18 protein-coding genes are annotated in these 22,157 nt (G+C 70.8%); 6 read left to right on the top strand and 12 right to left on the bottom strand.

Annotated elements, in window-relative coordinates; all coding sequences use genetic code 11:
- Positions 1-242 precede the first annotated feature (242 nt).
- Genes C4V41_RS37880 through C4V41_RS37870 form a run of 3 tightly spaced genes read left to right on the top strand, consistent with a single transcriptional unit; the run spans position 243 to position 3,486 of the window.
- Positions 243-1,418 (top strand): PP2C family protein-serine/threonine phosphatase, encoded by a 1,176-nt coding sequence (locus C4V41_RS37880; protein ID WP_103960811.1) that lies wholly within the window; start codon positions 243-245, stop codon positions 1,416-1,418.
- On the top strand, positions 1,415-3,031 hold the full coding sequence (locus tag C4V41_RS37875; protein WP_103960810.1) for a sensor histidine kinase: 1,617 nt from the start codon (positions 1,415-1,417) through the stop codon (positions 3,029-3,031). Before C4V41_RS37880 ends, C4V41_RS37875 begins: the two co-directional genes overlap by 4 nt.
- Positions 3,028-3,486: a response regulator gene (locus C4V41_RS37870; RefSeq protein ID WP_103960809.1), complete on the top strand. Its 459-nt coding sequence runs from the start codon at positions 3,028-3,030 to the stop codon at positions 3,484-3,486. Before C4V41_RS37875 ends, C4V41_RS37870 begins: the two co-directional genes overlap by 4 nt.
- Here C4V41_RS37870 and C4V41_RS37865 read toward each other — a convergent pair whose 3' ends face one another.
- The 10 genes from C4V41_RS37865 to C4V41_RS37815 all read right to left on the bottom strand — a co-directional run bounded on the left by C4V41_RS37865 (position 3,487) and on the right by C4V41_RS37815 (position 15,406).
- Positions 3,487-4,929, bottom strand: coding sequence for a hypothetical protein (locus tag C4V41_RS37865; protein WP_103960808.1), 1,443 nt, complete (start codon positions 4,927-4,929; stop codon positions 3,487-3,489).
- Positions 4,930-4,958: 29 nt separating this feature from the next.
- On the bottom strand, positions 4,959-5,627 hold the full coding sequence (locus tag C4V41_RS37860; protein ID WP_160150522.1) for a polysaccharide deacetylase family protein: 669 nt from the start codon (positions 5,625-5,627) through the stop codon (positions 4,959-4,961).
- A 64-nt stretch (positions 5,628-5,691) separates the two neighbouring features.
- The gene (locus C4V41_RS37855) at positions 5,692-6,390 is read right to left on the bottom strand and encodes a class I SAM-dependent methyltransferase (protein ID WP_103960806.1); all 699 of its coding nucleotides are present in this window, start codon (positions 6,388-6,390) and stop codon (positions 5,692-5,694) included.
- 4 nt (positions 6,391-6,394) lie between these two features.
- Positions 6,395-7,603 (bottom strand): glycosyltransferase, encoded by a 1,209-nt coding sequence (locus tag C4V41_RS37850; RefSeq protein WP_103960805.1) that lies wholly within the window; start codon positions 7,601-7,603, stop codon positions 6,395-6,397.
- A 114-nt stretch (positions 7,604-7,717) separates the two neighbouring features.
- Entirely contained in the window at positions 7,718-9,985 is a 2,268-nt protein-coding gene (locus C4V41_RS37845; RefSeq protein ID WP_146103938.1) for a hypothetical protein, read from the bottom strand.
- The gene (locus C4V41_RS37840; protein ID WP_235030636.1) at positions 9,982-11,235 is read right to left on the bottom strand and encodes an acyl-CoA reductase; all 1,254 of its coding nucleotides are present in this window, start codon (positions 11,233-11,235) and stop codon (positions 9,982-9,984) included. Before C4V41_RS37840 ends, C4V41_RS37845 begins: the two co-directional genes overlap by 4 nt.
- Complete coding sequence (locus C4V41_RS37835; RefSeq protein WP_103960803.1) at positions 11,235-12,320, bottom strand: LuxE/PaaK family acyltransferase; 1,086 nt, start codon at positions 12,318-12,320, stop codon at positions 11,235-11,237. The genes C4V41_RS37840 and C4V41_RS37835 overlap by 1 nt, the downstream gene beginning before the upstream one ends.
- Complete coding sequence (locus C4V41_RS37830; protein ID WP_103960802.1) at positions 12,317-14,047, bottom strand: AMP-binding protein; 1,731 nt, start codon at positions 14,045-14,047, stop codon at positions 12,317-12,319. Before C4V41_RS37830 ends, C4V41_RS37835 begins: the two co-directional genes overlap by 4 nt.
- Entirely contained in the window at positions 14,044-15,183 is a 1,140-nt protein-coding gene (locus C4V41_RS64600; protein WP_235030634.1) for an SDR family NAD(P)-dependent oxidoreductase, read from the bottom strand. The genes C4V41_RS37830 and C4V41_RS64600 overlap by 4 nt, the downstream gene beginning before the upstream one ends.
- Positions 15,158-15,406 (bottom strand): acyl carrier protein, encoded by a 249-nt coding sequence (locus C4V41_RS37815; RefSeq protein WP_103960911.1) that lies wholly within the window; start codon positions 15,404-15,406, stop codon positions 15,158-15,160. The genes C4V41_RS64600 and C4V41_RS37815 overlap by 26 nt, the downstream gene beginning before the upstream one ends.
- A 161-nt stretch (positions 15,407-15,567) precedes the next feature.
- Between C4V41_RS37815 and C4V41_RS37810 the strand changes: the two genes are divergently transcribed.
- The 3 genes from C4V41_RS37810 to C4V41_RS37800 are packed head-to-tail and all read left to right on the top strand — an operon-like array spanning position 15,568 to position 19,993.
- Positions 15,568-16,449, top strand: a complete 882-nt coding sequence (locus C4V41_RS37810) for a hypothetical protein (RefSeq protein WP_235030633.1) — start codon at positions 15,568-15,570, stop codon at positions 16,447-16,449.
- Positions 16,446-18,086 (top strand): methyltransferase domain-containing protein, encoded by a 1,641-nt coding sequence (locus tag C4V41_RS37805; RefSeq protein ID WP_103960801.1) that lies wholly within the window; start codon positions 16,446-16,448, stop codon positions 18,084-18,086. The genes C4V41_RS37810 and C4V41_RS37805 overlap by 4 nt, the downstream gene beginning before the upstream one ends.
- 20 nt (positions 18,087-18,106) lie before the next feature.
- Positions 18,107-19,993 carry a glycosyltransferase family 2 protein gene (locus tag C4V41_RS37800; protein WP_103960800.1) on the top strand — a complete coding sequence of 629 codons (1,887 nt, stop codon included), beginning with the start codon at positions 18,107-18,109 and terminating at the stop codon, positions 19,991-19,993.
- Here the strand turns inward: C4V41_RS37800 and C4V41_RS37795 are convergent, their stop codons facing one another.
- Together C4V41_RS37795 and pseB are read right to left on the bottom strand one after the other, a co-directional pair.
- Positions 19,994-21,118 carry an aminotransferase class I/II-fold pyridoxal phosphate-dependent enzyme gene (locus C4V41_RS37795; RefSeq protein ID WP_103960799.1) on the bottom strand — a complete coding sequence of 375 codons (1,125 nt, stop codon included), beginning with the start codon at positions 21,116-21,118 and terminating at the stop codon, positions 19,994-19,996.
- The gene (gene pseB, locus C4V41_RS37790) at positions 21,118-22,095 is read right to left on the bottom strand and encodes a UDP-N-acetylglucosamine 4,6-dehydratase (inverting) (protein WP_103960798.1); all 978 of its coding nucleotides are present in this window, start codon (positions 22,093-22,095) and stop codon (positions 21,118-21,120) included. The genes C4V41_RS37795 and pseB overlap by 1 nt, the downstream gene beginning before the upstream one ends.
- Positions 22,096-22,157 lie beyond the last annotated feature (62 nt).

The following is a 22,157-nucleotide window of genomic DNA, read 5'->3' as shown; positions in this document are numbered from 1 at the left end:
ACGGGACCCGCACGCGAAAGGGTTCAGCCGACTGAAGGAAAACATGCCGTCCGGAAGCGGGGGTTCCACCCTGAGGGCTGACATGATCGGTATTGGCCGGCCGCTCCGCGCATACTGGTGAGATCGGCGGGAAGTGGGGCTATCCCTGGGCCGACTCCAGACCGTGGTTGGCCGTGGGATACCTGAGGCGAGACGACTTTGGGTGCTCTGTGCGCGGTCCGAGAAGGGTGGCAAGGTCCTGCATGGCCCATGCGAGTGAGTACGGTCAGCCATTGGTGCTGCTCGTCGAAGACGACCCGCAGGACGCGCTGATCGTCCAGGAACTGCTGGAGGACAGCAGCCTCGCCGTGCGCCTGGAGTGGGCGCGTTCGGTGGACGAGGCGCGCCGCGCGCTGGTCCGGCTGCGCCCCCAGTGCGTGGTGCTGGACCTCGGCCTGCCCGACGCGTACGAGTTCTCCGCGCTGTCCGCCGTGATCGAGGAGGCCGGCGACGCGGCCGTCGTGGTGCTGACCGGCCTGGCGGACGAGGGCGCCGGTCTCGCGGCGGTGACAGCGGGAGCCCAGGACTACCTGGTCAAAGGCCGGGTGGAGGCCGATTGGCTGGGCCGGACGCTGCGCTACGCCATGCAGCGCAAGCAGGCCGAGCAGGCCGCCGTCGCGCTGCACGCCGAGCGCATGCGCGCCAAGGAGAACGCCCGCCTGGAGCGCGGCCTGCTCCCGACGCCGCTGCTGCAGAGCATGCCGCTCGAAGTGGCCTCCCGCTACCGGGCCAGCCGGGGCTCGGCCACGCTCGGCGGCGACTTCTTCGACGTCGTCGAGTCCGACGACAAGACCGTGCACGCGGTGATCGGCGACGTGTGCGGCCACGGCCCCGACGAGGCGGCCCTCGGCGTCTGCCTGCGCATCGCCTGGCGAGCGCTGGTGCTCAGCGGCGTGACGGGCGCGGCCCTGCTGCGCCAGCTCGAACGCATCCTGGAGGCCGAGCGGGGCGGGTCGGAGATCTTCGTGACGATGTCCACACTCGTCCTGGAGCCCGACCAGCGCACGGTCCGCGTGTGGCGGGCCGGCCACCCTGGCATGCTGCTGCACGACGGCGACCAGGTCTCCTTCGCCGACCCCGGGCACAGTTTCGCGCTGGGCCTGCCGGTCGAGGCCGACTGGCACCAGGACGTGCTGGAGCTGCCCCAGGGCGGCGGCCTCACCCTCTACACCGACGGCCTGTTCGAGCGCCGCCTGCCCGGCCTGCCGCCGCGCTGGCTGGGTGAGGAGGGCCTGCTGGAGCTGGCCGCCCGGCACGCACACCTCGACGGCGAGCACTTCCTCGACGCGGTGATCGCCGACGTGGAGTCGATCACCGCGCCCGAGGCGCCCGCCGACGACCTGGCCGTCGTACACCTGCGCTGGAAAGACCCCTCATGAGCGATAACTCCCCTGCTCCGGCGAACGGCTGGAGCCGTATGACGGTGCACGGCTGGTTCGTGCTGATGATCGCGGCCATCACGGTGCTGATCGCCGTCTGCGCCGTGGTGGGCACCGTCATGCTCGACCGCACCAGCACGCTGTCCGACCAGCTCACCGCGCGCATCTCGCCGGCCAGCATCGAGGCGGCCAAGCTGCAGAAGGCCCTGGTCGACCAGGAGACCGGGATCCGGGGCTACCTGCTGACCGGCAGCGAGGAGTTCCTGCAGCCGTACGAGGAGGGCGTGGACGCCGAGCGGCGCAGCCACACACAGGTGACGGCCCTCATCGCGGAGCGGCCTGAGCTGCTGTCCGGGCTGAACGTCATCCACGACCAGGCGGCGGCCTGGCGCGCCGGCTACGCCGAGCCGATGATCGCGGCCAAGCGCGACGACGGCACGGTCCCCGCCGCCACGGTCGCGAGCGGCAAGCGGGCGTTCGACGAGATCAGGGCGCTGCTGGAGCGGCAGAACGGCCTCCTGGCGCAGGCGCGCGCCCGGGCCAAGGCGGACCTGAGCCAGGCGGAGGGGATCCGCAACTGGGCCTTCATCGCCATGATCGTGGTGTTCCCGCTGGCCGCGCTGGCGATGGCCATCCTGCTGCGCCGCGCCATCGGCCGGCCGCTCGACCAGCTTCGCGGCGCCTCCCGGCACATCGCGGCCGGTGACTTCGACCGCGCCATCCCGGCCCACGGCCCGGCCGACATCCGCCAGGTCGCGGGCGACGTCGAGCTGATGCGGCTGCGCATCGTCCAGGCCCTGGCCGACTCGCACCGGCAGCAGGTGCAGTTGCGCGAGCAGGCGGCCGACCTGGACTCCCAGGCGATGGAGCTGCGCCGCTCGAACGCCGAGCTGGAGCAGTTCGCGTACGTGGCCTCGCACGACCTGCAGGAGCCGCTGCGCAAGGTCGCCACCTTCTGCCAGCTCCTGGAGAAGCGCTACGGGCAGGTGCTGGACGAGCGCGGAGCCCAGTACATCCGCTTCGCCGTCGACGGCGCCACCCGGATGCAGGTCCTCATCAACGACCTGCTCAGCTTCTCGCGCGTCGGCCGCCTGTACGACGACCGCGAGCCCGTCGAGCTGGACCTGACCCTCGACAAGGTCATCGACGACCTGTCGGCCGCCATCGAGGAGTCCGACGCCAAGATCGAACGCTCCGGCCCGCTGCCCAGCGTCGTCGGCGACCCCACGATGCTCGGCCTGCTCTGGCAGAACCTCATCAGCAACGCCATCAAGTTCCGCGACCCCGATCGCCCGCCGCTCATCACGATCGGCTGCGAGCCGGCCGGCGAGGAGGGCTGGCGCTTCTCGGTGTCGGACAACGGCATCGGCATCGAGGCCGAGTTCGCCGAGAAGATCTTCGTCATCTTCCAGCGCCTGCACAGCCGCGAGACCTACAGCGGCACGGGGATCGGTTTGGCGATGTGCAAGAAGATCGTCGAGAATCACGGGGGCGGGATCTGGCTGGACACCGCCCATTCCGGCGGTGCCCGCATATGCTTCACGCTGCCAGCCGACTCCAACCAGTCCCGGACGCAGCTAGCGGCCGCCGACGCAGAAGGACCCAGCTCATGACGACCGGGCAACCCATCGAAGTGCTACTCGTCGAAGACGACCCCGGTGACGAGCTCATCACGCGCGAGGCGTTCGAGGACAACAAGATCCGCAACAACCTCCACGTCGTCAGAGACGGCCTGGAGGCGCTCGACTTCGTCTACCAGCGGGGCGCGCACGTGGGCGCGCCCCGGCCCGACCTGGTCCTGCTCGATCTCAACCTGCCCAAATACGACGGCCGGCAGGTGCTGGAGAAGCTCAAGGGCGACCCCGAGCTGCGCTCGATCCCCGTGGTCGTCCTCACCACCTCCTCGGCGGAGGAGGACATCCTGCGCAGCTACTCGCTGTTCGCGAACGCGTACGTGACCAAGCCCGTCGACCTCGACCGGTTCATGGAGGTCATCCGGCAGATCGACGAGTTCTTCGTCACGGTGGTCCGGCTGCCCGGCCGGGCCCGCACTCCCGGCGGCGGCTGATCAGGCGGCGGGCTTCGGCCGTAGCCGCCGCCAGGTCCTGCGGACGAGCGCCAGGGCCAGCCGTCCCACGCTCCCGAGCAGCAGCGGCACCAGCAGCGCCCCGATGATGATGGGCGCGGCCATGTAGCGGAAGTCCTGGGCCGAGATGTTGGCCAGGACGGTGAGCTGCTGCCCGGCGACCACCGCCGCCACGCCCAGGACATACCGGTTCCGCCGCGCCATGGCCGCCAGCGCCACGGCCGCGTACGACACGTACGACCACAGCGCCCCCCGCCACAGGATCCAGTCGTACTCGGGCGCCAGCGATCCCGTCAGCCACGGATCCGCCACCAGGTACAGCTCCAGCGACAGCGGTCGCAGCGAGAACACCCACCGCTCGGTGAAGTCCGCGATCTTGTACGTCCCCACGTACGAGTCCGCCGTCGGCCGGCGCGAGAGCCGGTACGTCATCCCCCCGGTCGCCTGCTCGTCCCGCACCGGCCGCCAGGCGATGGCCCCCCGGCACAGCCGGGTCTCGATGACCATCTCCGGCTCGGTGACCAGCAGCCGCCGCCACAGCTCCAGCAGCTCGGCCGCGCGCAGGTCGGCCATCCACCAGTTGAAGTCCCGCCGCCAGATCAGCGGGTTGATCGTCGAGCAGGTGCCCCCTTCCCACCACCGCTTCAACGGCGCCACCTCCGTCAGGAGGCTGATGTCCTGCGGCGTGAACAGCCCGGGACGCTCCCGGTAGGCGACCGCGATGTCGCCGTAGGCGGTGTGGTAGACGTACGTCTTGGACGGGGCCATGATGCCGAACTGCGGGAACACCAGGTTCGTGAGCAGCAGCGGCACGGCGGCGGCCAGCGTGCCGGTGAGCAGCAGGCGTACCCGCATGGTCTTGACGATCACCACCAGCGCCACCACGGCCACGCCCACGACGAGGAAGCCGTTCGCCCGGAAGAGCCCCAGCACGATCATGAGCGTGCCGAGCCCGGCCAGGGCGGGCCACGTGACGGCCCGCCGGGCCGCGATCCGCGCGCACACGCCGGCGATCGCCACCGCGCAGATCGTGAACGGCACGTCCTTCCACAACGCCACCGTGAACGCGCCCACCGGCGGCGCCAGCGGCAGCAGCATCGCCACCAGGGTGGTCGGCAGGCGCGGCGCGCCGAGCGCCTTGAGCGACTGCGCCAGGTAGGTCAGCGCCCCCGCCATGGCCGTGGTCTGCGCGAAGGTGACGGCGCCCAGGTCAGTGGTGTGCGCGTAGCTCAGCCACACCATCGCGTCGTAGAGCACCGAGTGGTCGCTCACCCACGGCCCCACCATGGTGTGGCTGAGGTAGAGGACCGAGTCGCGGCTGAACAGGCCGGGGTAGAGGGCCGCCCACCAGCAGCCGAGCACCGCCTGAATGATCAGGAAGGTCGCGAGAGCGACCCACGGCCTCGGCTTGGTGTCTCTGGCCATGAATTTCCGTCCCGAAATCGCCGGGAGTGCTAGAAGTAGCTGACCCCGGCGACCGGCCCCTTGCCGCGCAGCAGCGTCGGCACGGTGACGAGGTGGTAGCCCTGCTTCTTGAGCTCCTTGAGGATCGCCGGCATGACCTTCACGGTCTGCGGGACCACGTCGTGCATGAGGATCACGCCATCGCGCTTGGCCAGCTTCAGTACGGCGGCCTTGATCTTCTTGGCGTCACGGAGCTGCCAGTCGAGCGTCGTGCCCGTCCACAGGATCTCGGCGAGCCCCACCTCGTCGGCCAGCCCGAGCACGCGCTCGTCGGTGTGCCCGTACGGCGGGCGGAACATCGTCGGCCGCACCCCGGTGGCCTGCTCGATCGCCTCCTGGGTGACCTTGAGCTCCTCCAGGATCTCGTCGTCGAGGTGGGAAGGCAGCGAGGCGTGGGAGTAGGTGTGGTTGCCGATCGCGTGCCCCCGCTTGACGATCTGCCTGGCCCCGCCGGGCCGCTCCTCAACCCGCTTGCCGACCAGGAAGAACGTCGCCTTCGCGCCCGCCTTCTGGAACGTTTTCAGCAAGGCCGGCGTGTGCGCCCCCGGGCCGTCGTCGAAGGTCAGCGCCAGGCACTTGACCCGGCTGCAGTCGGCCGCGGTCTGGGCGGGCAGGGAGGTAAAGGCCAGAGAGGCCGCCAGTAGGGCATGAATCACCACATGAGACAGCCTAAAGCGAACCCGCTCGACCGGATGACGACCTAATGTCTCAATCTGGGCACCGTCACCTGCCGAGTCTGGCCCGCAGGAACAGCGTCACCCCTTTGAGCGACCGTACCGGCAGGTAGCGCTCCGCCGCGACCACCGCCGCCAGGCCCGCGTTGACCAGGAAGGGCACCTTCCGCAGGTCGCTGCCCCCGGAGCGGCGCCGGTGCCGGACCACGAGCGGGCGCAGGAGAACGTTCCAGCTCCAGACGTGATCGACCTTCAGCCCGGCCTTCTCCACGACGACGGTCAGGGAGTCGCGGTCGTAGCGGCGTACGTGGCCGACGGCGTCGTCGTGGGGCGACCACAGCGACATGTCGCACGGCACCGCGATCAGCGCGTGGCCGCCGGGCGCCAGCACCCGGGCGATCTCCTCGGTGACCAGGTGGTCCTCGCGAATGTGCTCCAGCACGTCGAACGCGGTCACCAGGTCGACGCTCCGGGGCTCGAACGGCAGCGACCGCGCGTCCGCGCGCACCGCCTTGAGCCCGCGCTGCCTGGCCATCTCCACCGCCGTCTCGCAATTGTCCGTCGCCATGGCGTCCCAGCCCGCCTCGACCAGCACCCTGGTGTTCCCGCCCGCCGCCGCGCCGATGTCCAGCGCCCGCCCTGGCCGGCCCAGCTCAGCCAGCTCCCTGCGCAGGATGGCCCGGCGTTCGCGGTACCACCAGTGGGTGTCCTCGAGCGCGGCCAGACGGCGGATCTCTGAGATGTCCATCGTTTTAGTTCCTTGTACGGGAGAAGACCCAGCGGTCCAGGGCGGTGAAGCGGAGGAGGGTGAGCAGGCAGTACGTGGCCACGACCGCGCTCACCTCGACCAGCGGGCCGGCGCCGGGCGGCACCGAGAGCACGGCGACGGTGGTGAGGGCGTAGTTGGCCAGGAAGAGGACCAGCGCCCGGAAGAGCACCGTGGTGCGCCGTTTGAAGGTCCACCGGCGGTTGGCCTCGGTGTTGATGACCCCGGTCAGCGTGAGGGCGGCAAGGTTCGTCATCGCCGGTGACCAGAATTCGCGGAGCGGGAGGTAGATCAGCGCATACAGAATTACCGAAATAACGCCTATAGCGGCGAACGAGGTGAATTTCGCCATTGTCACCGCTCGCGGCCGGGCCAGCACCGCGTCCGGATGCGTGGGCGTCGGCTCGGACCGCGCCACCTCGACCCGCGCCCGCCCCATCGACATCGACCAGGCCACCCTGGCCAGGCCCTTGAGGTCGTCGATCGCGGTCTTGACCACCCGCACGCGCGAGTCGGTGTCCTCGATCCAGTCGACCGGCACCTCGTGCACGCGCAGCCCGTTGTGCTCGGCCAGCAGCAGCAACTCGGTGTCGAAGAACCAGGAGTCGTCCTCGATCTTGTCCATCAGCGGCCTGACCACGCCGGTCCTGGCCGCCTTGAAGCCGCACTGGGCGTCGCTGAACCGGACGCCGAAGCCGTACCTGAGCAGGGCGTTGTAGGCGCGCGACACCACCTCGCGGCGCAGCGAGCGGCGGGTTCGCGAGCCGTGCGCCAGCCGGGTGCCGATGGCGACCTCGGAGTGCCCGCTCGCCACCGAGGCGACCAGCGGGAACAGGGCGTCGAGGTCGGTGGACAGGTCGACGTCCATGTACGCGACGATGTCGGCGGGGCTGTCCTGCCAGGCGGCCCGCAGCGCCGCGCCCCGGCCGCGGATGTCGAGGCGCGTGGCGTGCACGTGCTCGAACTCCGAGGCCAGCGCGGTGGCGACCGGCCAGGTGGCGTCAGTGCTGCCGTTGTCCACGATCGTGATGCGCCACGGCAGCGGGAAGCCGTCCAGGAACTCGGTCAGCGTGCGTACGCAGCCGGGCAGGGCGCGTTCCTCGTTGAGCACGGGGATCACGATGTCGACGTCGGCGAGCCTGGTCGCCGGGTCGAGAACGTGGGGGCTCGGCTCCATGGCGGCGCGCGTGTCCATAGACTCCCCTGATCTTGCTCGTGGCCGTGGGTCCACGGAAATGCTGGTGGGGGCGTCCAGTGGGGCGCGTGCGGTTTCTGATCACCATTCCATGAAGCGAAGATCTCTTTACCTTCAGCGAATCTGGTAGACGGCGGAGGTGGCGTTCCGGAAGCGCAATGTGGCAAATTTCCCCAGTTCCGGATTTATCCCGGTAAATAGCCACTTGACGCCATATTTCTGGGCGAGGTGCCGGACGTTCTCCGCCGACGGATACTGGAACGCCGCGTCGTTCGCCGCCAGCCGCACCGGGTCCGCGAACGGCACCTTCAGGTAGGAGGTCACGAACAGCTCCGCCCGCGACAGCGTGCTCTCGGCGTAGGCCCACCCCTCGACCAGCACCCGGCGCTCGGTGAACCCCGCCACCCAGTAGTGCCGGCTGTCGCAGCGCACGCGCCAGGCGTACCGGCAGTGCAGATCGGTGGCCACCACGTCGGCGGGCGAGGAGTGGTCGCGCAACCACCGCCCCGCCTCCAGCGCCCCGTCGGGGATCAGCCGCTCACGCTCGCCCTTCTCGGGCGTGACGTGCGCGACCACCTCGCGCACCGAACTCGGCACGGCATAGCCGCCGAGCAGCGCCACCACCGCCGCCACGAGCCCGCGCCGCCACACCAGCAGCGCCGCCACCCCCAGCATCAGGTACGGCGCCACGACCCGCACCAGGGCCCCGCCGGAGAACTCCAGCCCCTCGGCGGCCAGCGCCGCCCCGATCCCCAGCACCGCCATGCCGCCCACCAGGGTCCACGGCGGCCGCCGCGCCGCCAGCACCCCGCACACGGCCGCGATCGACAGGTAGGGCCGGACCGCTTCGAGGAAGTAGAGCTGGGAGTCGGACGGATGCCCGAGCATGACGGCCGCGCCGATGCCCGCCGCCCCGATGCCGAGCAGCAGCAACATGGGCGGCTCCAGCGCTCGCCATCCCAGCCCCGCCACCCCGCCCCACACGCAGGCCAGGCAGAACAGGTGCACCGCCGTCAGCACCACGAGCGGCACCACCGGCGCGCCGGCCAGCTCGGGCCGGTCGATCTCCGCCACCGTCCCCCACAGCGCGCGCATGGTCGCGAACGGCGACACGGCCGTGCCCTGAGCCCCCTGCCCGAACACCACGAACTGCGCGAACAGCAGGCACCCCAGCGTGACGCCCGCCGCCCAGAGCCACCGGCCCCTTCTGAGCACCGCCACGAGCAGCAACCCGGCCAGCAACAACGGCAGATACGTGGCCTTCGCCCCGGTGAGCGCCACCAGCAGCAGCACCATCGCCACCCGGCCGCGCCCACGGACGAGCAGCAGCACCACGGGCACGAACAGCAGCGCCCCGAAGGTCTGCGTGGGGCTGGCCCAGGCGGTGAACATCGACCGCGTCGTGAACACCACCCCCTCCTCCAGCACCGGCCCGAACAGGAAGTACGTCACCCCGACCGCCGCGACCCCGGCCCCCCACCGGCCGCCCAGCCGCCGCCCGAGCACCGCCACCAGCACCACGGTCGCCGCCGTCATCGGCAGCGTGGCCAGCCGGTAGACCAGCGTCACCGGCTCGATCCCGGTGACCCAGCTCGTGGCGGCCATCTCGGCGTAGACGAACCAGTGGTAGGACAGCCGCTCGCCCAGCACCGACGGCAACGTGGGCGGCACGTGGTTCCTCACCTCGCCGACCAGCGCCAGGTGGTAGGGCATGTCCACGTACGCGGTGGTGACCGGCAGCCGGTACAGGAACATCGTGCTCCAGCCGATCAGGTACGCCACCACCCCCGCCAGCGCCCAGGCGGACCAGGCGGGCATGCGCTCCTTACCCGCCGCCCCACGCCAGTGCCGCCGCAGTCCCGGCACGATCGCGAACGTGACCAGCACGACGACGGGCGGGACCAGCACGAGCAGCGGCATCCCGACGGCCCTGGCCGGAATGTAGGCCAGCACCTCGACCGCATACCCGAGCGCCAACCCGGCCGCGACATCCTCCCCGAGGAACCGCCCACCCCGAGCCGCCGCCCCGCCCCCGGCTATCGACCTGCCCCCGGCTATCGTCCCGGCTCCGGTTGTCGCCCCGGCGCCGGCTCTCGCCCCGGCCCCGGCTGTCGACCTGCCCTCACCTTGGGACCGCCCGCCCCTACCCTTCGGTCCGCCGCTCCCGGTCAGGGCCCGCCACAGCAGTGTCCCCGGCAGCGCCACCCCGCCGCCCACATAGGCTGCGAAAACGGCCAGATCACGCGCGGACACCCCGCACCACAGAAAGACGACGATCGCACCCAGGAACACGACCCCGGCGGGCAACCACCCGGAGCCGATGCCGACCCTGGGAGCGGCCGGCGGACGGATGACCCTGCTGTCGGGCGGTGCCAGCGTCATCGGATCACGGTCACCAGTCGGGTGAACTCGGCCGGCAGATCCACCCCGTCCCACACTCGGTGGAAACTCAGCGCGCTCCCGACCGGCACCATACGATCCACCCCACGCCCGCCCAGCCCTCTGGCCAGCTCCTCCAGCTCATCCCCGCCGAACCCGAAGTGCGTCATCGTCTGATCCCGCCGCTCGACCAGCCCGACCAGCTCGCCCAGCGCCGCCAGCCTCGCGTGCGCGAACGTCCCGGCCCCCAGCCAGCGCCTCGGCGCCGCCGTGGCCGCCGCCAGCCGCACGCTGGCCAGCGCGTTCCCCCGGAACTCCACGCTCTCCGCCAGCCCGTCGGCCGCCAGCCCGTAGGTGGAGACCCGTTTCTCCACGGCCATCGCCGCGTCCACCCCCCACCCGCGCACGGTCAGCACCCGCGAGAGGTGGTCGATGAAGTCGGTCCGCGCCGCCTCGCAGTCGCCCTCGGCGCCCACCCAGAACACGGTCCTGGGCGAGGAGCAGGCGGCCTGGTCGAACCAGTAGGTGTCGTTGACGAATCCCTCGGCGACCGTCACCCGGGCGGCCCTCGGGGCGCACAACCAGGCCGCCGCGCGTACCACGGCGAACGAAGAACGATCGGGAAAGACCAGGTCACGGGCGTGCGGCGGCAGCGGCTGCAGCCGGATCTCCCGCACGGTACGGTCGCCGCCCCACACCACCCGCAGGTCGCAGGCGGCCGACAGGGCGGCGGTGACGGCGTCGGAGCGGTCGTAGGAGACGATGCGCTGGGTGGCGGCGACGGCGGGATCGGCCTCGGCCAGCGCTTCGTGCAGCGTCTCCACGATGACCTCGGCGACCGGGCCAGAGCGCGGTGAGAGGCGTACGACGTTGCGGTTGCCCATCAGCGCCGACAGGGCCCAGGAGTAGACGAAGACGGTGTCGACGTTCGCGGGCGGGATGTGGAAGATCAGCCCGCGTGGGACGCGTACGTGCTCGCGCCCGAGACTCGCCACCGTACGGGCCAGCTCACTGGGCCGCAGAAAGAACCCCAGCGAGCCCAGTTCGGGATGCCGCCGAGCCAGAACAGGCCGCAACAGCCGCTTCCCAAAGGAGGACAGAAAGGCCCGAACCCGCTCATCCCCCACCTCAAGCCCACCGTCGCCGTCCAGCACGGCACCGCGCACCTGCCGGAGCAGCGCTTCGGCGGACATGCTCCCGGCGGCGGGAAACCGCACATCGAGCATCAGCTCCGCCTGACGTTCATCAAGCATCAGCCGCCGCCCTGCCCGTAGCCGCCGCCCTGCCCAAGCGTCGCGCTCTGCCCAAGCGTCGCGCCCTGCCCGAAGGTGTCGCTGCAGCCGCGCGCCTCGGCCCGCGGCAGCCTGCCCAGCACCTCGAAACGCTTGCCCGGCCAGCTCCCGTCATCGACGCCGCGCACCACGCCCAGGTCCTCGGTCAGCAGAACATGCCCCGGATATGACGTCGGCAGCGTACTGACCACCTCGATCAGCCCCGGCTCTCCCGGCGGCGCTTCCTGCCAGGTCTCCGGATCGCGGATCACCACATCGGCGAAATCAGGACAGTAGAGCCCGTCCCCATCGACCCCCTCCAGGAAGATCGTGCCGATCTGCTCCACCATGCCGTAGAAGTTGTGCACCCGGCTCAGCCCGCACTCGGCCGCCAGCCGCCCCCGGAACTCGGCGTTGTCCACCGCCTGCTCCGCCAGCCGTTTCCAGCCGCCCGAGTGGATGAGAACCGCCTGCGACAGGTCCGCGCCCAGGTCACGCAGGTAGAGCCAGACCATGAACGTGAACCCGAAGACCAGGAACCGCTCACCGCCATGCCGCGCCAGGAAGCCCTTGACCGCCTCCGCGTCGACCCGCCCGTGTTCGTCGAGGACGAACGTGTGGTCCCTGCCGAAGTTCATCATGCCGAGCACACCCGCGCCGCGCGCGCTCAGCGTCGGGTCGCGTACGACGGAGCGGCTGTCGACGACCAGCATCGGCAGCCGCCGCTCGCCCAGCACCACCCTGAGCGTCGCGGCCAGCATGCGTGTCTGCGCCGCCGCGGCCTCCCGGTCGAGATAGACCCGGCTCGGCCGCTGACCCGTCGTGCCGCTGGAGGTCAGCACCCGGAACACCTCCTCCTCGGGTACGCTGCGCAGCTCGTGCGTCTTGAACAGCCGCACCGGCAGCCACGGCAGGTCGGCCACCCGCTCGTACGGGGGCGCCGCGCCGATGGCGTCGAGAATCCCTCGGTACGCGCGGCACGCCCGGCGATGCCGCTCCGTCAGGGCCGTCAACTCGGGCAGCAGCACGCTCTCGCGCTCGGACGCGGTCAGGGTGAACACGCTCACGCACCCGCTTCCAGTGCCCGATAGTCCACCTTGCCGGTGGCCAGCAGCGGCAGCCGATCAATGCCGCGTACGTCGAATCCGCCCCAGTGAATCCGCAACTCGGCCGCCAGCCGCCGGGCCAGGGCCGCGCACGCGGACACGTCGAGCCCCTCGGCCCAGACCGTCAACCGGTCGTCGCCACTGGTGACCGCGACCGGGCCCGAGTCGCGCAGCAGCCGTTCGACGTCGTCCATGTTGACCCGGACCCCATAGACCTTGGCGATGCGCTTGAGCCGCCCCGTAACCGTCAGAAACCCATCGGAGTCCAGCCATCCCAGGTCACCGGTCCGCAGCACCCCACCAAGATCGTCCCCCCTGGCCAGGTCTTCAGCGGTTTCCGCGTAACCCATCATGACGTTGGGCCCCCGATAGACGACCTCGCCATCTTCAATGCTCAACCGCCCTCCGGGCACGGCCCGCCCGACCGAGCCCGCCTTGTCGGCCAGCCGCTCGGGCGGCAGAACGGCGATGCGGGCGGTCGCCTCGGTCTGCCCGTACATGACATAGAACCGATCGACCTGCCCGGCGAACTCCTTCACCAACTCAGGCGCGAGCCGCCCGCCCGCCTGCGTGAGCGCCGTGAGCGCCGGATGCTCCGCGCCGTTGAAGCGCAGCCGCCGCAACATCTGATACTGGTACGGCACAGCCGCCATCGAGGTGCACCTGTGGGCGTCGAGCAGCCGCCAGAACGACCGCATCATGAACGTGTTCTCCGTCAGCACCACGGTCGCGCCGGCCACCAGATGACTGTTGAGCACCGACAGGCCGTAGCTGTAGTACAGCGGCAGGGTCGTGGGGGCGATCTCACCGGGCCCGATCGCCAGTGCGGAGGCGATGGAGACGGCATTGGCGAGAACGGCCTGACGCGACAGGCGCACGAGCTTGGGGCTACCGGTCGAACCAGAGGTAGCCAGCAACACGGCCAGATCGGGATGCGGCCGAAGCCCATCACCCCACAACGACGCCAATGGACCGCCGGCCGGGTCGCCGCGCGACGGTGGCGGGCCATCAGGCACATGCGTGAACCCCAGCAGCGCGGCCGGCCTGAACCGCCGCGTCAGTTCGGCCAGCGCCTCCGCCGACAGGTTGGGATCCAGCAGCGCGATCGGCCGCCTCGCCTCCCAGGCGCCGAGGTAGCAGAGCACGGACGCGAGATCGTTCCGCATCCCCCGGAACACCGGCCCCGGCGGCAACCCGGCGATCCCCTCCGCCACCCGCCCGACCTGTTCAGCCAGCCCAGCACCCGAAAGGATCCCAGGCTGTTCAGCCAGCCCAGCACCCGAATGGACCCCAGGCTGTTCAGCCAGCCTGGCGCCCGAATGGATCCCAGGCTGTTCAGCCAGCCCAGCACCCGAATGGACCCCAGGTTGCTCAGTCAGAGCGGCACCCGCGACCGCCCCGAGCCCGATAGCCGGCTCGCCGCGCGAAAGAGCACCACATCGACCTGCTGACCCACCATTGCGCTGGCCCGCTGGGGTGCCGCTGTGCTGGTCGGCCGCTTCGGTGGCCGCAGGGGCGTCGTGCCCTCTGGCTGGCTCGCTCCCCGTGGGGGTGCCGCGTTGGCTTGGCGGTTCGTCGGCGTGGTGGCTGGTCGGCTGGGTGACTGCGGGAGCGTCTTGCCGGTCGTCCGCGGTGACCAGTTGGGCTTGGGAGTGGATGAGTGGGACCTGTGGGTTCGGGACGGTCATGGCACCAGCCCTCCGTCCACGCCGAGGACCTGGCCGGTGATGAATCGCGCTCCCGGTGAGAGCAGGAACGTCACAGCCTGGGCGACGTCGTCGGGACTGCCGAGGCGGCCGAGTGGGGTGGCCGCGACCGTGGTCGCCCGGGCCTGGTCGTCGAGCGTGGCGAGCATGTCGGTTTCGATGTAGCCGGGGGCCACCGCGTTGACCCTGACCCCGGCGGGCCCCAGTTCTTTGGCGGCGGCCAGGGTGAGGCCGATGAGCGCCGCCTTGGTGGCGGAGTAGACGGCCTGGCCAGGACCGCCCGCGCGGCCCATGACCGAGGAGATGAGCACGATCGCCGGGTTCGTGCCTCGGCGCAGCAGCCTGAGTGCGGCCTGGAGCGTGTGCGTGGCGCCGATGGCGTTGACCTCGAAGAGGCGGCTCACGCTCTCGTGGCGGGTCATGCCCAGGAGCCCCGCTTCGTGAACCCCGGCGTTGATCACGAGGGCGTCGAGCCGGCCATACCGCTGGTAGATCTGCCGCATCATGGCCGCGACCTGCTTGGGGTCGGCCACATCACCATGCACCGACCCGTGCACCAGCTCATGTGCCGTCTCAGATGCCCACCCGTGAGCCGGCTCGCGCTGGGGGACGCACACAGACGCGGCTGGATGGCTGTGCGCCGACCCGTGCGCCGACCCGTGCGCCGACCCGTGCGCTGGGGCGTGTCCGGGGTTGCGTGCCGATCCGTGCGTCGGCGTGTGTCCGGCGTCGCGTGCCGATTCGTGTGCTGGCGTGTGTTCGGCGTCGCGTGCCGATTCGTGCGTTGAGGCGTGTCCGGCGTTGCGTGCTGACCCGTGCGCTGAGGCGTGTCCGGGATTGCGTGCCGACTCGTGTGCCGGGTCAGGTGGGCAGTTGGTTGTGGTCGCCGCCAGAGCCGTGGCCGCCAGAGCCGGCGCCGAAGCCGCCGTCGTCAGCCCGGCGGGTGCGCAAGCGGTCAGGTCGGCCGCTGCCTTGGCGGCGCGGGACTCGTCGCGGCCGTGGACGATGACCGCATGGCCGCAGGCGGCCAGAGCGTGGGCGGTTGCCTGGCCGATGCCCGTGGTGGAGCCGGTGACCAGGGCGACCCTGTGGTCAGGCGGTGGCGGCGCCGACGTCATGGCTCTCCAGCAGTTCGACGGCCTTCGCGAACGAGCTCATGTCGATCATCTCGTCGGTGTCGACCATGATGGAGAACGCGTCCTCCATGGCCGCGATCAAAGCCATGTGGGCCAGTGAGTCCCACTCCGGGATGGCACGGTATTCGAGGCCGTCGACGTCGGCGTCGGCCGGCAGGTTGAGCGCCGAGCGGAACACGGCCCGCAGGCGATCGAGATGACTCATGATCACTCACTCTCTGTCCTCAAGCCATGACGAAGTGTAGCGGCAATCGGGATCCATTGAAAAACCAAGGCCCCGCGCTGAGTAATGGAACCGTATAACGAGGCGTGACCCGGGATGGGTGCTGGGAATGTCGGATGGGACACGGCAACCGTACGGGGGGAATGATGGACGAATCCAATCACTGGTACGGGCACTCCCGCATACTCGGCAGATACTGCGGCCAGCCGGACGAGTCGCCAAAGCGGATTCAAGGTTTCCTCCAGCATGGATGGAACTATCTGCATGGATTTCCGCCCAACGACCACTGGTGCAGCCCCGGCTACCCGCGTTTCGTGTGGTCGGACGTGCTGCGTCGCAGGGGTTGGTCGATGGGCCGCCGCAGTCACTATCTGATCGGCGCCCCCTGGATCTACCTTCTTTACCTGGAGCCTGAGCTGGGCGTGCGGCCCGATCGCGACGGTACGATCTGGTATCCCTTTCACGGCTGGGAGAAGCATTCCGTCAGCGGTGACCACGCCCGGCTCGCCGACGAAATCCGAAATGTCGAGACTGGTCCGGTCACGGTCTGCCTTTATTGGCTGGAATTCGCAAACCCGGACATTCGGCAATCGTATGAATCGAGGGGATTCCGGGTTATCTGTCATGGCGAGCGCGGTTCCCGCTGGGAAGGGAAAGGCCGCGACTTCCTGCGCAAGCAGTTGGTCGAGTTGCGGCGCCACCGCAGGGTGGCCTCCAACCGGCTCGGCAGCGCGCTGTTCTACGGCGCCTCGGTGGGATGCGACGTGGCCGTGTACGGGGACCCGATGCAGTTCGAGGACGAACGCCCCGAATACGGCGGTACGGCGCGCCGCATGCGCCTCTGGCCCGACCTGCACGGCACGAGCGTCGATCCCGGGCTGGCGGCGGAGGTGGCGCGGCGTGAGCTGGGATTCGAGTATCAGGCGACACCGGAGGAGCTACGGCGAATGTTCGGATGGAAGCCGGCGCGAGGGGGCACCGGCGGACGGCCGTGCCTGCCTCTGGGAGTGAGGTCCCGGGCATGAACGAGGCACCCGACAACGTCCGGTTGATCGGCGGGGAGATGCTGCTCTGGTCCGACCTGGCCGGCATGGGCGGCGTCACCGACTGGCGGGGCGCGGCCCTGGAGCTGATCAGGCGGATGATCCCGGCGAGCGGCCGGGTGCTGCTGGTCGGACCGCATCCCGAGGCGCTGGTCGACGACGTGGTCGCGCGGGCCGGCGAGGCCGCCGTGCTGCTGCGCTCGTACCCTGACGCGTGTGCCTTCGGGGAGCGGCACCCAGGGCTGGAGATCTACTGCGGGCGGCTCGACGTGCTCGACGTGGACGAGCCGTTCGACCTGGTGCTGGCCCTGGACGGCCTGCTGCGCACCCACTCGGCCGAGGCGCCCGCCGCGGCCTGGAACGAGTCGCTGGAGGCGCTGGCCGACCTCGTCGCGCCCGGCGGCCGGCTGCTGCTCGGCGTACGCAACGACCTGGGCGTGGACCGGTTCGTCGAGGCCAGGCCGGGCGACCGGGAGGGCGCCGACGACCAGTGGGTGCCGCACGGCTTCGACCCGAGCTACCCCAGCGGCCCAGGGTCACTCGACCTGGGGCTGGAGTCGGCGGGGCTGAGCGTGCAGCGCTGTTACGCGGCCTATCCGGGCCGGGAGGCGCCACGGTCGCTGCTGTCCAGGGAGGCGCTCGCCTTCGATCTGCCCGAGGCGCTCACGTTCCCGCTGAGCGCCAGGGACGACGATCGCATGCTGGTGGCCGACCCGCTCCGGCTGACCAGGCTGGTGTTCCGGCACCGGCTGGGGGAGGAGCTGGCCCCACTGTGGCTGGCCGTCGCCACCCGCCCTCCCCATGGCCCGGATCCGGCGCAGACGGAGCTGCCGCTCGGGCTCATCGAGGAGGGTTCGTCCCTGTACGAACTCACCCCCACGGGCGTCAGACGCCTGCCCGACGGCGAGGAAAGCCCCCTGCCGGCCGGCCGCGTACTGGAGGAGATCCTGGTCGAGGCGTGCGCCCGCGAAGACGTGAAGACCGTCCGCGACCTGCTCGCCGAGCTGGCCGACTGGGTGGAGACGGGCGGCGACCCGTCGGCCGCCGCCGACAGCCTGGTGTACGACGGCGAGCGTTTCGCCGCGATCAGACCAGCGATCAGACCGGCGATCAGGCCGGCGATCAAACTGGCGAAAAGCCCATCGAAGAGCCCGCCACACGTCGTCCTGTGCCGGATCCTGTGGCGGTTCGCGGTCAGGCTGCTGGCCGCCGGTCACCACCACCCGTGGCCGTGGCCGCTGGAGGCCGACCAGCTCACGCTGACCCTGTGCGGCATGGCCGGACGCCCCTGCGAGCCGGGCGACCTCGACCTGGCCCGCAAGCTCGACGCCGAGCTGGGCCACCCCGCCGAGATGACCGAGCAGGCCCCGACCTACCGCGACCTGCTGGGCGCGAGAGATCGCCTGGCCGACCAGCTCACCGCCGCGCTGGCCAGGATCTCGCGCCTGGAGACCAAGCTCTCCTACCGCGAGCGCGAGCTGGTCAGGGCCAAGGCCAAGCTGCGCAGGACCCAGCGCAAGGCCACCGCCTACCGCAGGACGCTCGGCTACCGCCTCTCCCGCCGCCTGGCCCGCCCCCGCAAAGTCGCCCGCCGCGTCATACGCCTGCTGTCCGGCTGACGAAACTATGAGGAGTGTAAGTGCCGGTTCTGTCGGTGATCGTCCCGTTCTACAACGTCGAGAAGTACATCGGACCCTGCCTTGACTCCATCGCCGCCCAGACACTGGGCGACCTGGAGGTGATCTGCGTGGACGACGGCAGCGGCGACGGTGGCCCGGCCATCGTCGAGTCCAGGCTGGCCGCCGACGGCCGGATCAGCCTCATCAGGCAGGACAACAAGGGCGTCGGGCACGCGCGCAACGTCGGCGTACGCCACGCGACCGGCCGCTACCTGGCCTTCGTCGACGGCGACGACATCGTGCCGCCCGACGCGTTCAACCGCATGGTGTCCTCGCTCGAATCCACCGGATCCGACCTGGCCTGCGGAAACGTCATGCGCATCTGCCGCAACCTACTGATCCCGTCGTGGGCGCACCGTGAGGCGTTCGCCAAGCCCGCCAAACGCACCCACATCACCCGCCACCCGCTGCTGATCCGCGACCGCATGTTGTGGAACAAGGTCTACCGCCGCTCCTTCTGGGACCGTCTGGGCCTGAGCTTCCCCGAGCGCATGTACGAGGACCAGCCCGTCGCGATGGCCGCCCACGTCGGAGCCGGTTCCGTGGACGTGCTGGCCAAGGTCGTCTACCACTGGCGTCAGCGCGACGAGCCCGGCACCTCGATCACCCAGCGCCGCCTGGAGCCGGGCAACCTGCGCGACCGCCTGCTGTCGGTGCTGCAGACCGCCGATCTGCTCGCCCGAGACGCGCCCAGGCTCAAGGCCGACTTCGACCGCGACACGCTGGACATCGACATGGGCGTCGCCGTGGAGGCCCTGGCCGCCATGGGCGCGTCGGCGGACCCGAAACTGGTCGACCTGGCCGTCCGCTACCTCGACGGCGTGTCCCGTGAAGCCTGGCAGAGCATCCCGTTCGAGCACCGGCTGCAGGTCCACCTGCTGCACCAGCGCCGCCTCGACGAGCTGTCGGGCGTCTTCGCCCAGGCGCGGGAGGGCCTGCTGCAGCCCAAGGTCGACTCGGCCGGCTTCCTGCGCAAGCGCTGGTACGGCCGGCACCCGAGCCTGCCCGGCCGCCTGTCGGAGATCTCCGGCGAGCTGGGCCTGCTGACCAGGCTGGTCGGCCTCGACTGGCGCGACGGCGTGCTGCGCGGCACGGGCCGGGCGGCCGTCGGCAGGTTCGACCTGGGAGAGCTGCGCCGGGTGCGTGTACGGGTCTGGATGGAGGAGCGCAGGACCGGCGAGAGCGTGCCGCTGTCCGACGAGGAGAGCGTGCCCACCTGGGACCGGGTCGAGCAGGAGGACGGCGCCTGGCTGCCGGAGCACGCCTTCCCGTTCGCGTTCGCGTTCGACCCGGCCGCGCTGACGCCGGCGCAGCTCGCCCGGCGCGGCCACTGGGACCTGCGCGTACGGCTGCGCGGCAACGGGCTGCGCCTCGACGGCCGGGTGGCGGGGCCGCGCTGGCTGCCGCCCCTGGTTCCGGCGCCGCGGCGCAGGTCGGGGGTGTGGCTGGTGCCCGTACGGACGTCGAAGGGAGCCTGGGGCGTACGGCTGCGCACGGCACAGGCGATCATCGGCGAGTGCCGGGTGGACGGCGGGGACCTGGTGTTCTCGGGGGAGATGTCCGACGTCGGCGACGGCGACCCGGTGCTGCGGCTGCGGCGCAGGAGCGACGGCGAGGAGATGTACTTCCCGGTGGCGCTGGCGGGCCAGGACTTCCACGCCCGCGTGCCGCTGGCCGACATCGACGAGAGCGTGGGCCACGAGTCGTGGTGGGAGGTCGTCATCGACCAGGGCCGGCCCATCCGCCCCCTGGTGCGGACGAGGGAGCGGCCGGTCGTGACGGTCGCGGACCGGCGCTTCCTCATCGACAGGGGTGAGGACGGCGGCCTGCTGCTGGCGGAAAGATGATCAGGTGAGGATGCCGGCCAGCGTCTCCGCGACCCGGTCCTGCTGGGCGTCCGACAGGCCGGGGAACAACGGCAGCGACAACTGCCCGGCGTAGTAGGCCTCCGCCTCCGGGCAGAGGCCGCGCCGGTAGCCGAGGTCTTCGAACACCGGATGCCAGTAGGCCGGCACATAGTTGACCTGCACCCCGATCCCGGCGGCGCGCATGCGGTCGTAGACCTCGCGCCGGCGCCCGCCGAGGATCCTGACGGGGTAGAGGTGCCAGCTCGGCCGCACGTAGGCGCGCTGGGCGGGCAGCGTCAGCCCCGGCACGTCGCGCAGCAGCGAGTGGTAGCGCGCGACCAGCTCGGCGCGCCGCTCGCGGAAGCGTCCGAGCCGGCCGAGCTGGCTGAGCCCGAGGGCGCAGAGCACGTCGGGCAGCCGGTAGTTGAGCCCGAACGCGTGCACCTCCTGATGCCAGCCGCCCTCGTCAGGAGTGCGCTGACCTGCTGGGTCGCGCACCAGGCCGTGGTTTCTGAAGCGGGCGGCCCGCTCGAACCGCCCGGGGTCGGCCGCCGCCACCGCCCCGCCCTCCGCCGTCGTCACGGTCTTGGTCGGGAAGAACGAGAACGTGGTCAGGTCGGCCAGCGCCCCCACCGGCCGATCCTTGTACGCCGACCCGATCGAGTGCGCCGCGTCGCCCACCAGCACCGCCCCGGCCCGGTCGGCCACCGTGCGCAGCTCGTCGTAGTCGGCCGGATGGCCCGCGTAGTCGACCGCCGTGATCGCCCGGGTGCGGTGGCCGGCCAGCGCCGCGGCGGCGTCGGGGTCGAGGTTGCCGGTGTCGGGCTGCACGTCGGCGAAGACCACCCGCGCGCCCAGCAGCGCGGCCGTGGCGGCCGTGGCCACGAACGTCAGCGGCGAGGTGACCACCTCGTCGCCCGCCCGCACCCCGGCCGCCACGTAGGCGACGTGCAGCGCCGCGGTGCCCGACGTGACCGACACGCACGGCACGCCGCCCGTCCAGCGGGCCAGCTCCGCCTCGAACCGGGCCACCGCGGGCCCGGTGGTCAGCCAGTCGCCGCGCAGCACCTCGGCGACCGCCTCGACGTCGGACTCCACGATCGACTGCCGTCCGTAGGGCAGCATCAGCCGGCCACCATGCCGCGCAGGTCGTCGACCGAGAGCCACTGGTCGTTGGTGTCGGAGCGGTAGGAGAAGCCCTCGGGCAGCAGCTCGCCGGTCTGCGGCGGCGCGTAGCCCCAGGTCGCGATCGTCGGCTGCACCACGTAGCGGTCGGCCAGCCGCAGCGCCCTGCGGCCGTCGTCGGGGCCGATCATCTCCTCGTGCAGCTTCTCGCCCGGCCGGACGCCGATCTCGTAGATCGAGCTGCTGGGGGCCAGGGCCTCGGCCAGGTCGGTGATGCGCATGCTGGGGATGCGCGGGACATAGAGCTCGCCGCCCTGCATGAGGTCGAACGAGTCGACCACGAACCGGACGGCCTGGTCGAGCGTGATCCAGAACCTCGTCATGCGCTTGTCGGTGATCGGCAGGCTGCCGCCCTGCTCGGCCAGCCGCTGGAACAGCGGGATGACCGAGCCCCTGCTGCCGACGACGTTGCCGTAGCGGACCACGGCGAAGCGGGTCTCGTGGGCGGCGGCGTAGTGGTTGGCCGAGACGAAGAGCTTGTCGGCCACCAGTTTCGTGGCGCCGTAGAGGTTGATCGGGCTGGACGCCTTGTCGGTGGAGAGCGCGACCACCTTGCGGACACCGCAGTCGATGGCGGCCTCCACGATGTTCTGCGATCCGGCGATGTTGGTGCGGACGTATTCGAACGGGTTGTATTCGGCCGTGTCGACCTGCTTGAGCGCCGCGGCGTGGACGACGTAGTCGATGCCGTGCATGGCCCGGGTCAGGCGGTCGCGGTCGCGGATGTCGCCGATGAACCAGCGCAGCCGCTCGTCGTCGGCGAAGAGCTGGCGCGTTTCGTACTGCTTCAGCTCGTCGCGGGAGATCACCACCAGGCGGCGGACCCCGAGCGAGTCGAGCGCGTGGCGGATGAAGGCTTTGCCGAAGGACCCCGTGCCTCCGCTGATCAGAATCGACGATCCACTGAGAATGCTCACGTGGCCCCCTGAAATCGCGCTTACGCGCTGTAGTCGTCTGAGCAGCATGTAGCATAACGCGA

Origin of the sequence: Nonomuraea solani, from assembly GCF_900108335.1 — a bacterium.
In the GTDB taxonomy this organism is placed as follows: Bacteria; Actinomycetota; Actinomycetes; order Streptosporangiales; family Streptosporangiaceae; genus Nonomuraea; species Nonomuraea solani.
The sequence above is the reverse complement of the archived record's forward strand: the minus strand, read 5'-3'. Positions and strand labels throughout refer to the sequence as shown.

Excerpts from the sequence above, each read along its gene's own strand:
- C4V41_RS37875 (WP_103960810.1), top strand. The coding sequence starts at position 1,415 with ATGAGCGATAACTCCCCTGCTCCGGCGAACGGCTGGAGCCGTATGACG.
- C4V41_RS37830 (WP_103960802.1), bottom strand. The coding sequence starts at position 14,047 with ATGACCGTCCCGAACCCACAGGTCCCACTCATCCACTCCCAAGCCCAA.
- C4V41_RS37795 (WP_103960799.1), bottom strand. The coding sequence starts at position 21,118 with ATGCTGCCCTACGGACGGCAGTCGATCGTGGAGTCCGACGTCGAGGCG.
- C4V41_RS37855 (WP_103960806.1), bottom strand. The coding sequence starts at position 6,390 with ATGGACATCTCAGAGATCCGCCGTCTGGCCGCGCTCGAGGACACCCAC.
- C4V41_RS37845 (WP_146103938.1), bottom strand. The coding sequence starts at position 9,985 with ATGACGCTGGCACCGCCCGACAGCAGGGTCATCCGTCCGCCGGCCGCT.
- C4V41_RS37840 (WP_235030636.1), bottom strand. The coding sequence starts at position 11,235 with ATGCTTGATGAACGTCAGGCGGAGCTGATGCTCGATGTGCGGTTTCCC.
- C4V41_RS37805 (WP_103960801.1), top strand. The coding sequence starts at position 16,446 with ATGAACGAGGCACCCGACAACGTCCGGTTGATCGGCGGGGAGATGCTG.
- C4V41_RS37850 (WP_103960805.1), bottom strand. The coding sequence starts at position 7,603 with ATGGACACGCGCGCCGCCATGGAGCCGAGCCCCCACGTTCTCGACCCG.
- C4V41_RS37815 (WP_103960911.1), bottom strand. The coding sequence starts at position 15,406 with ATGAGTCATCTCGATCGCCTGCGGGCCGTGTTCCGCTCGGCGCTCAAC.
- C4V41_RS64600 (WP_235030634.1), bottom strand. The coding sequence starts at position 15,183 with ATGACGTCGGCGCCGCCACCGCCTGACCACAGGGTCGCCCTGGTCACC.
- C4V41_RS37880 (WP_103960811.1), top strand. The coding sequence starts at position 243 with ATGGCCCATGCGAGTGAGTACGGTCAGCCATTGGTGCTGCTCGTCGAA.
- C4V41_RS37810 (WP_235030633.1), top strand. The coding sequence starts at position 15,568 with ATGATGGACGAATCCAATCACTGGTACGGGCACTCCCGCATACTCGGC.
- C4V41_RS37865 (WP_103960808.1), bottom strand. The coding sequence starts at position 4,929 with ATGGCCAGAGACACCAAGCCGAGGCCGTGGGTCGCTCTCGCGACCTTC.
- C4V41_RS37870 (WP_103960809.1), top strand. The coding sequence starts at position 3,028 with ATGACGACCGGGCAACCCATCGAAGTGCTACTCGTCGAAGACGACCCC.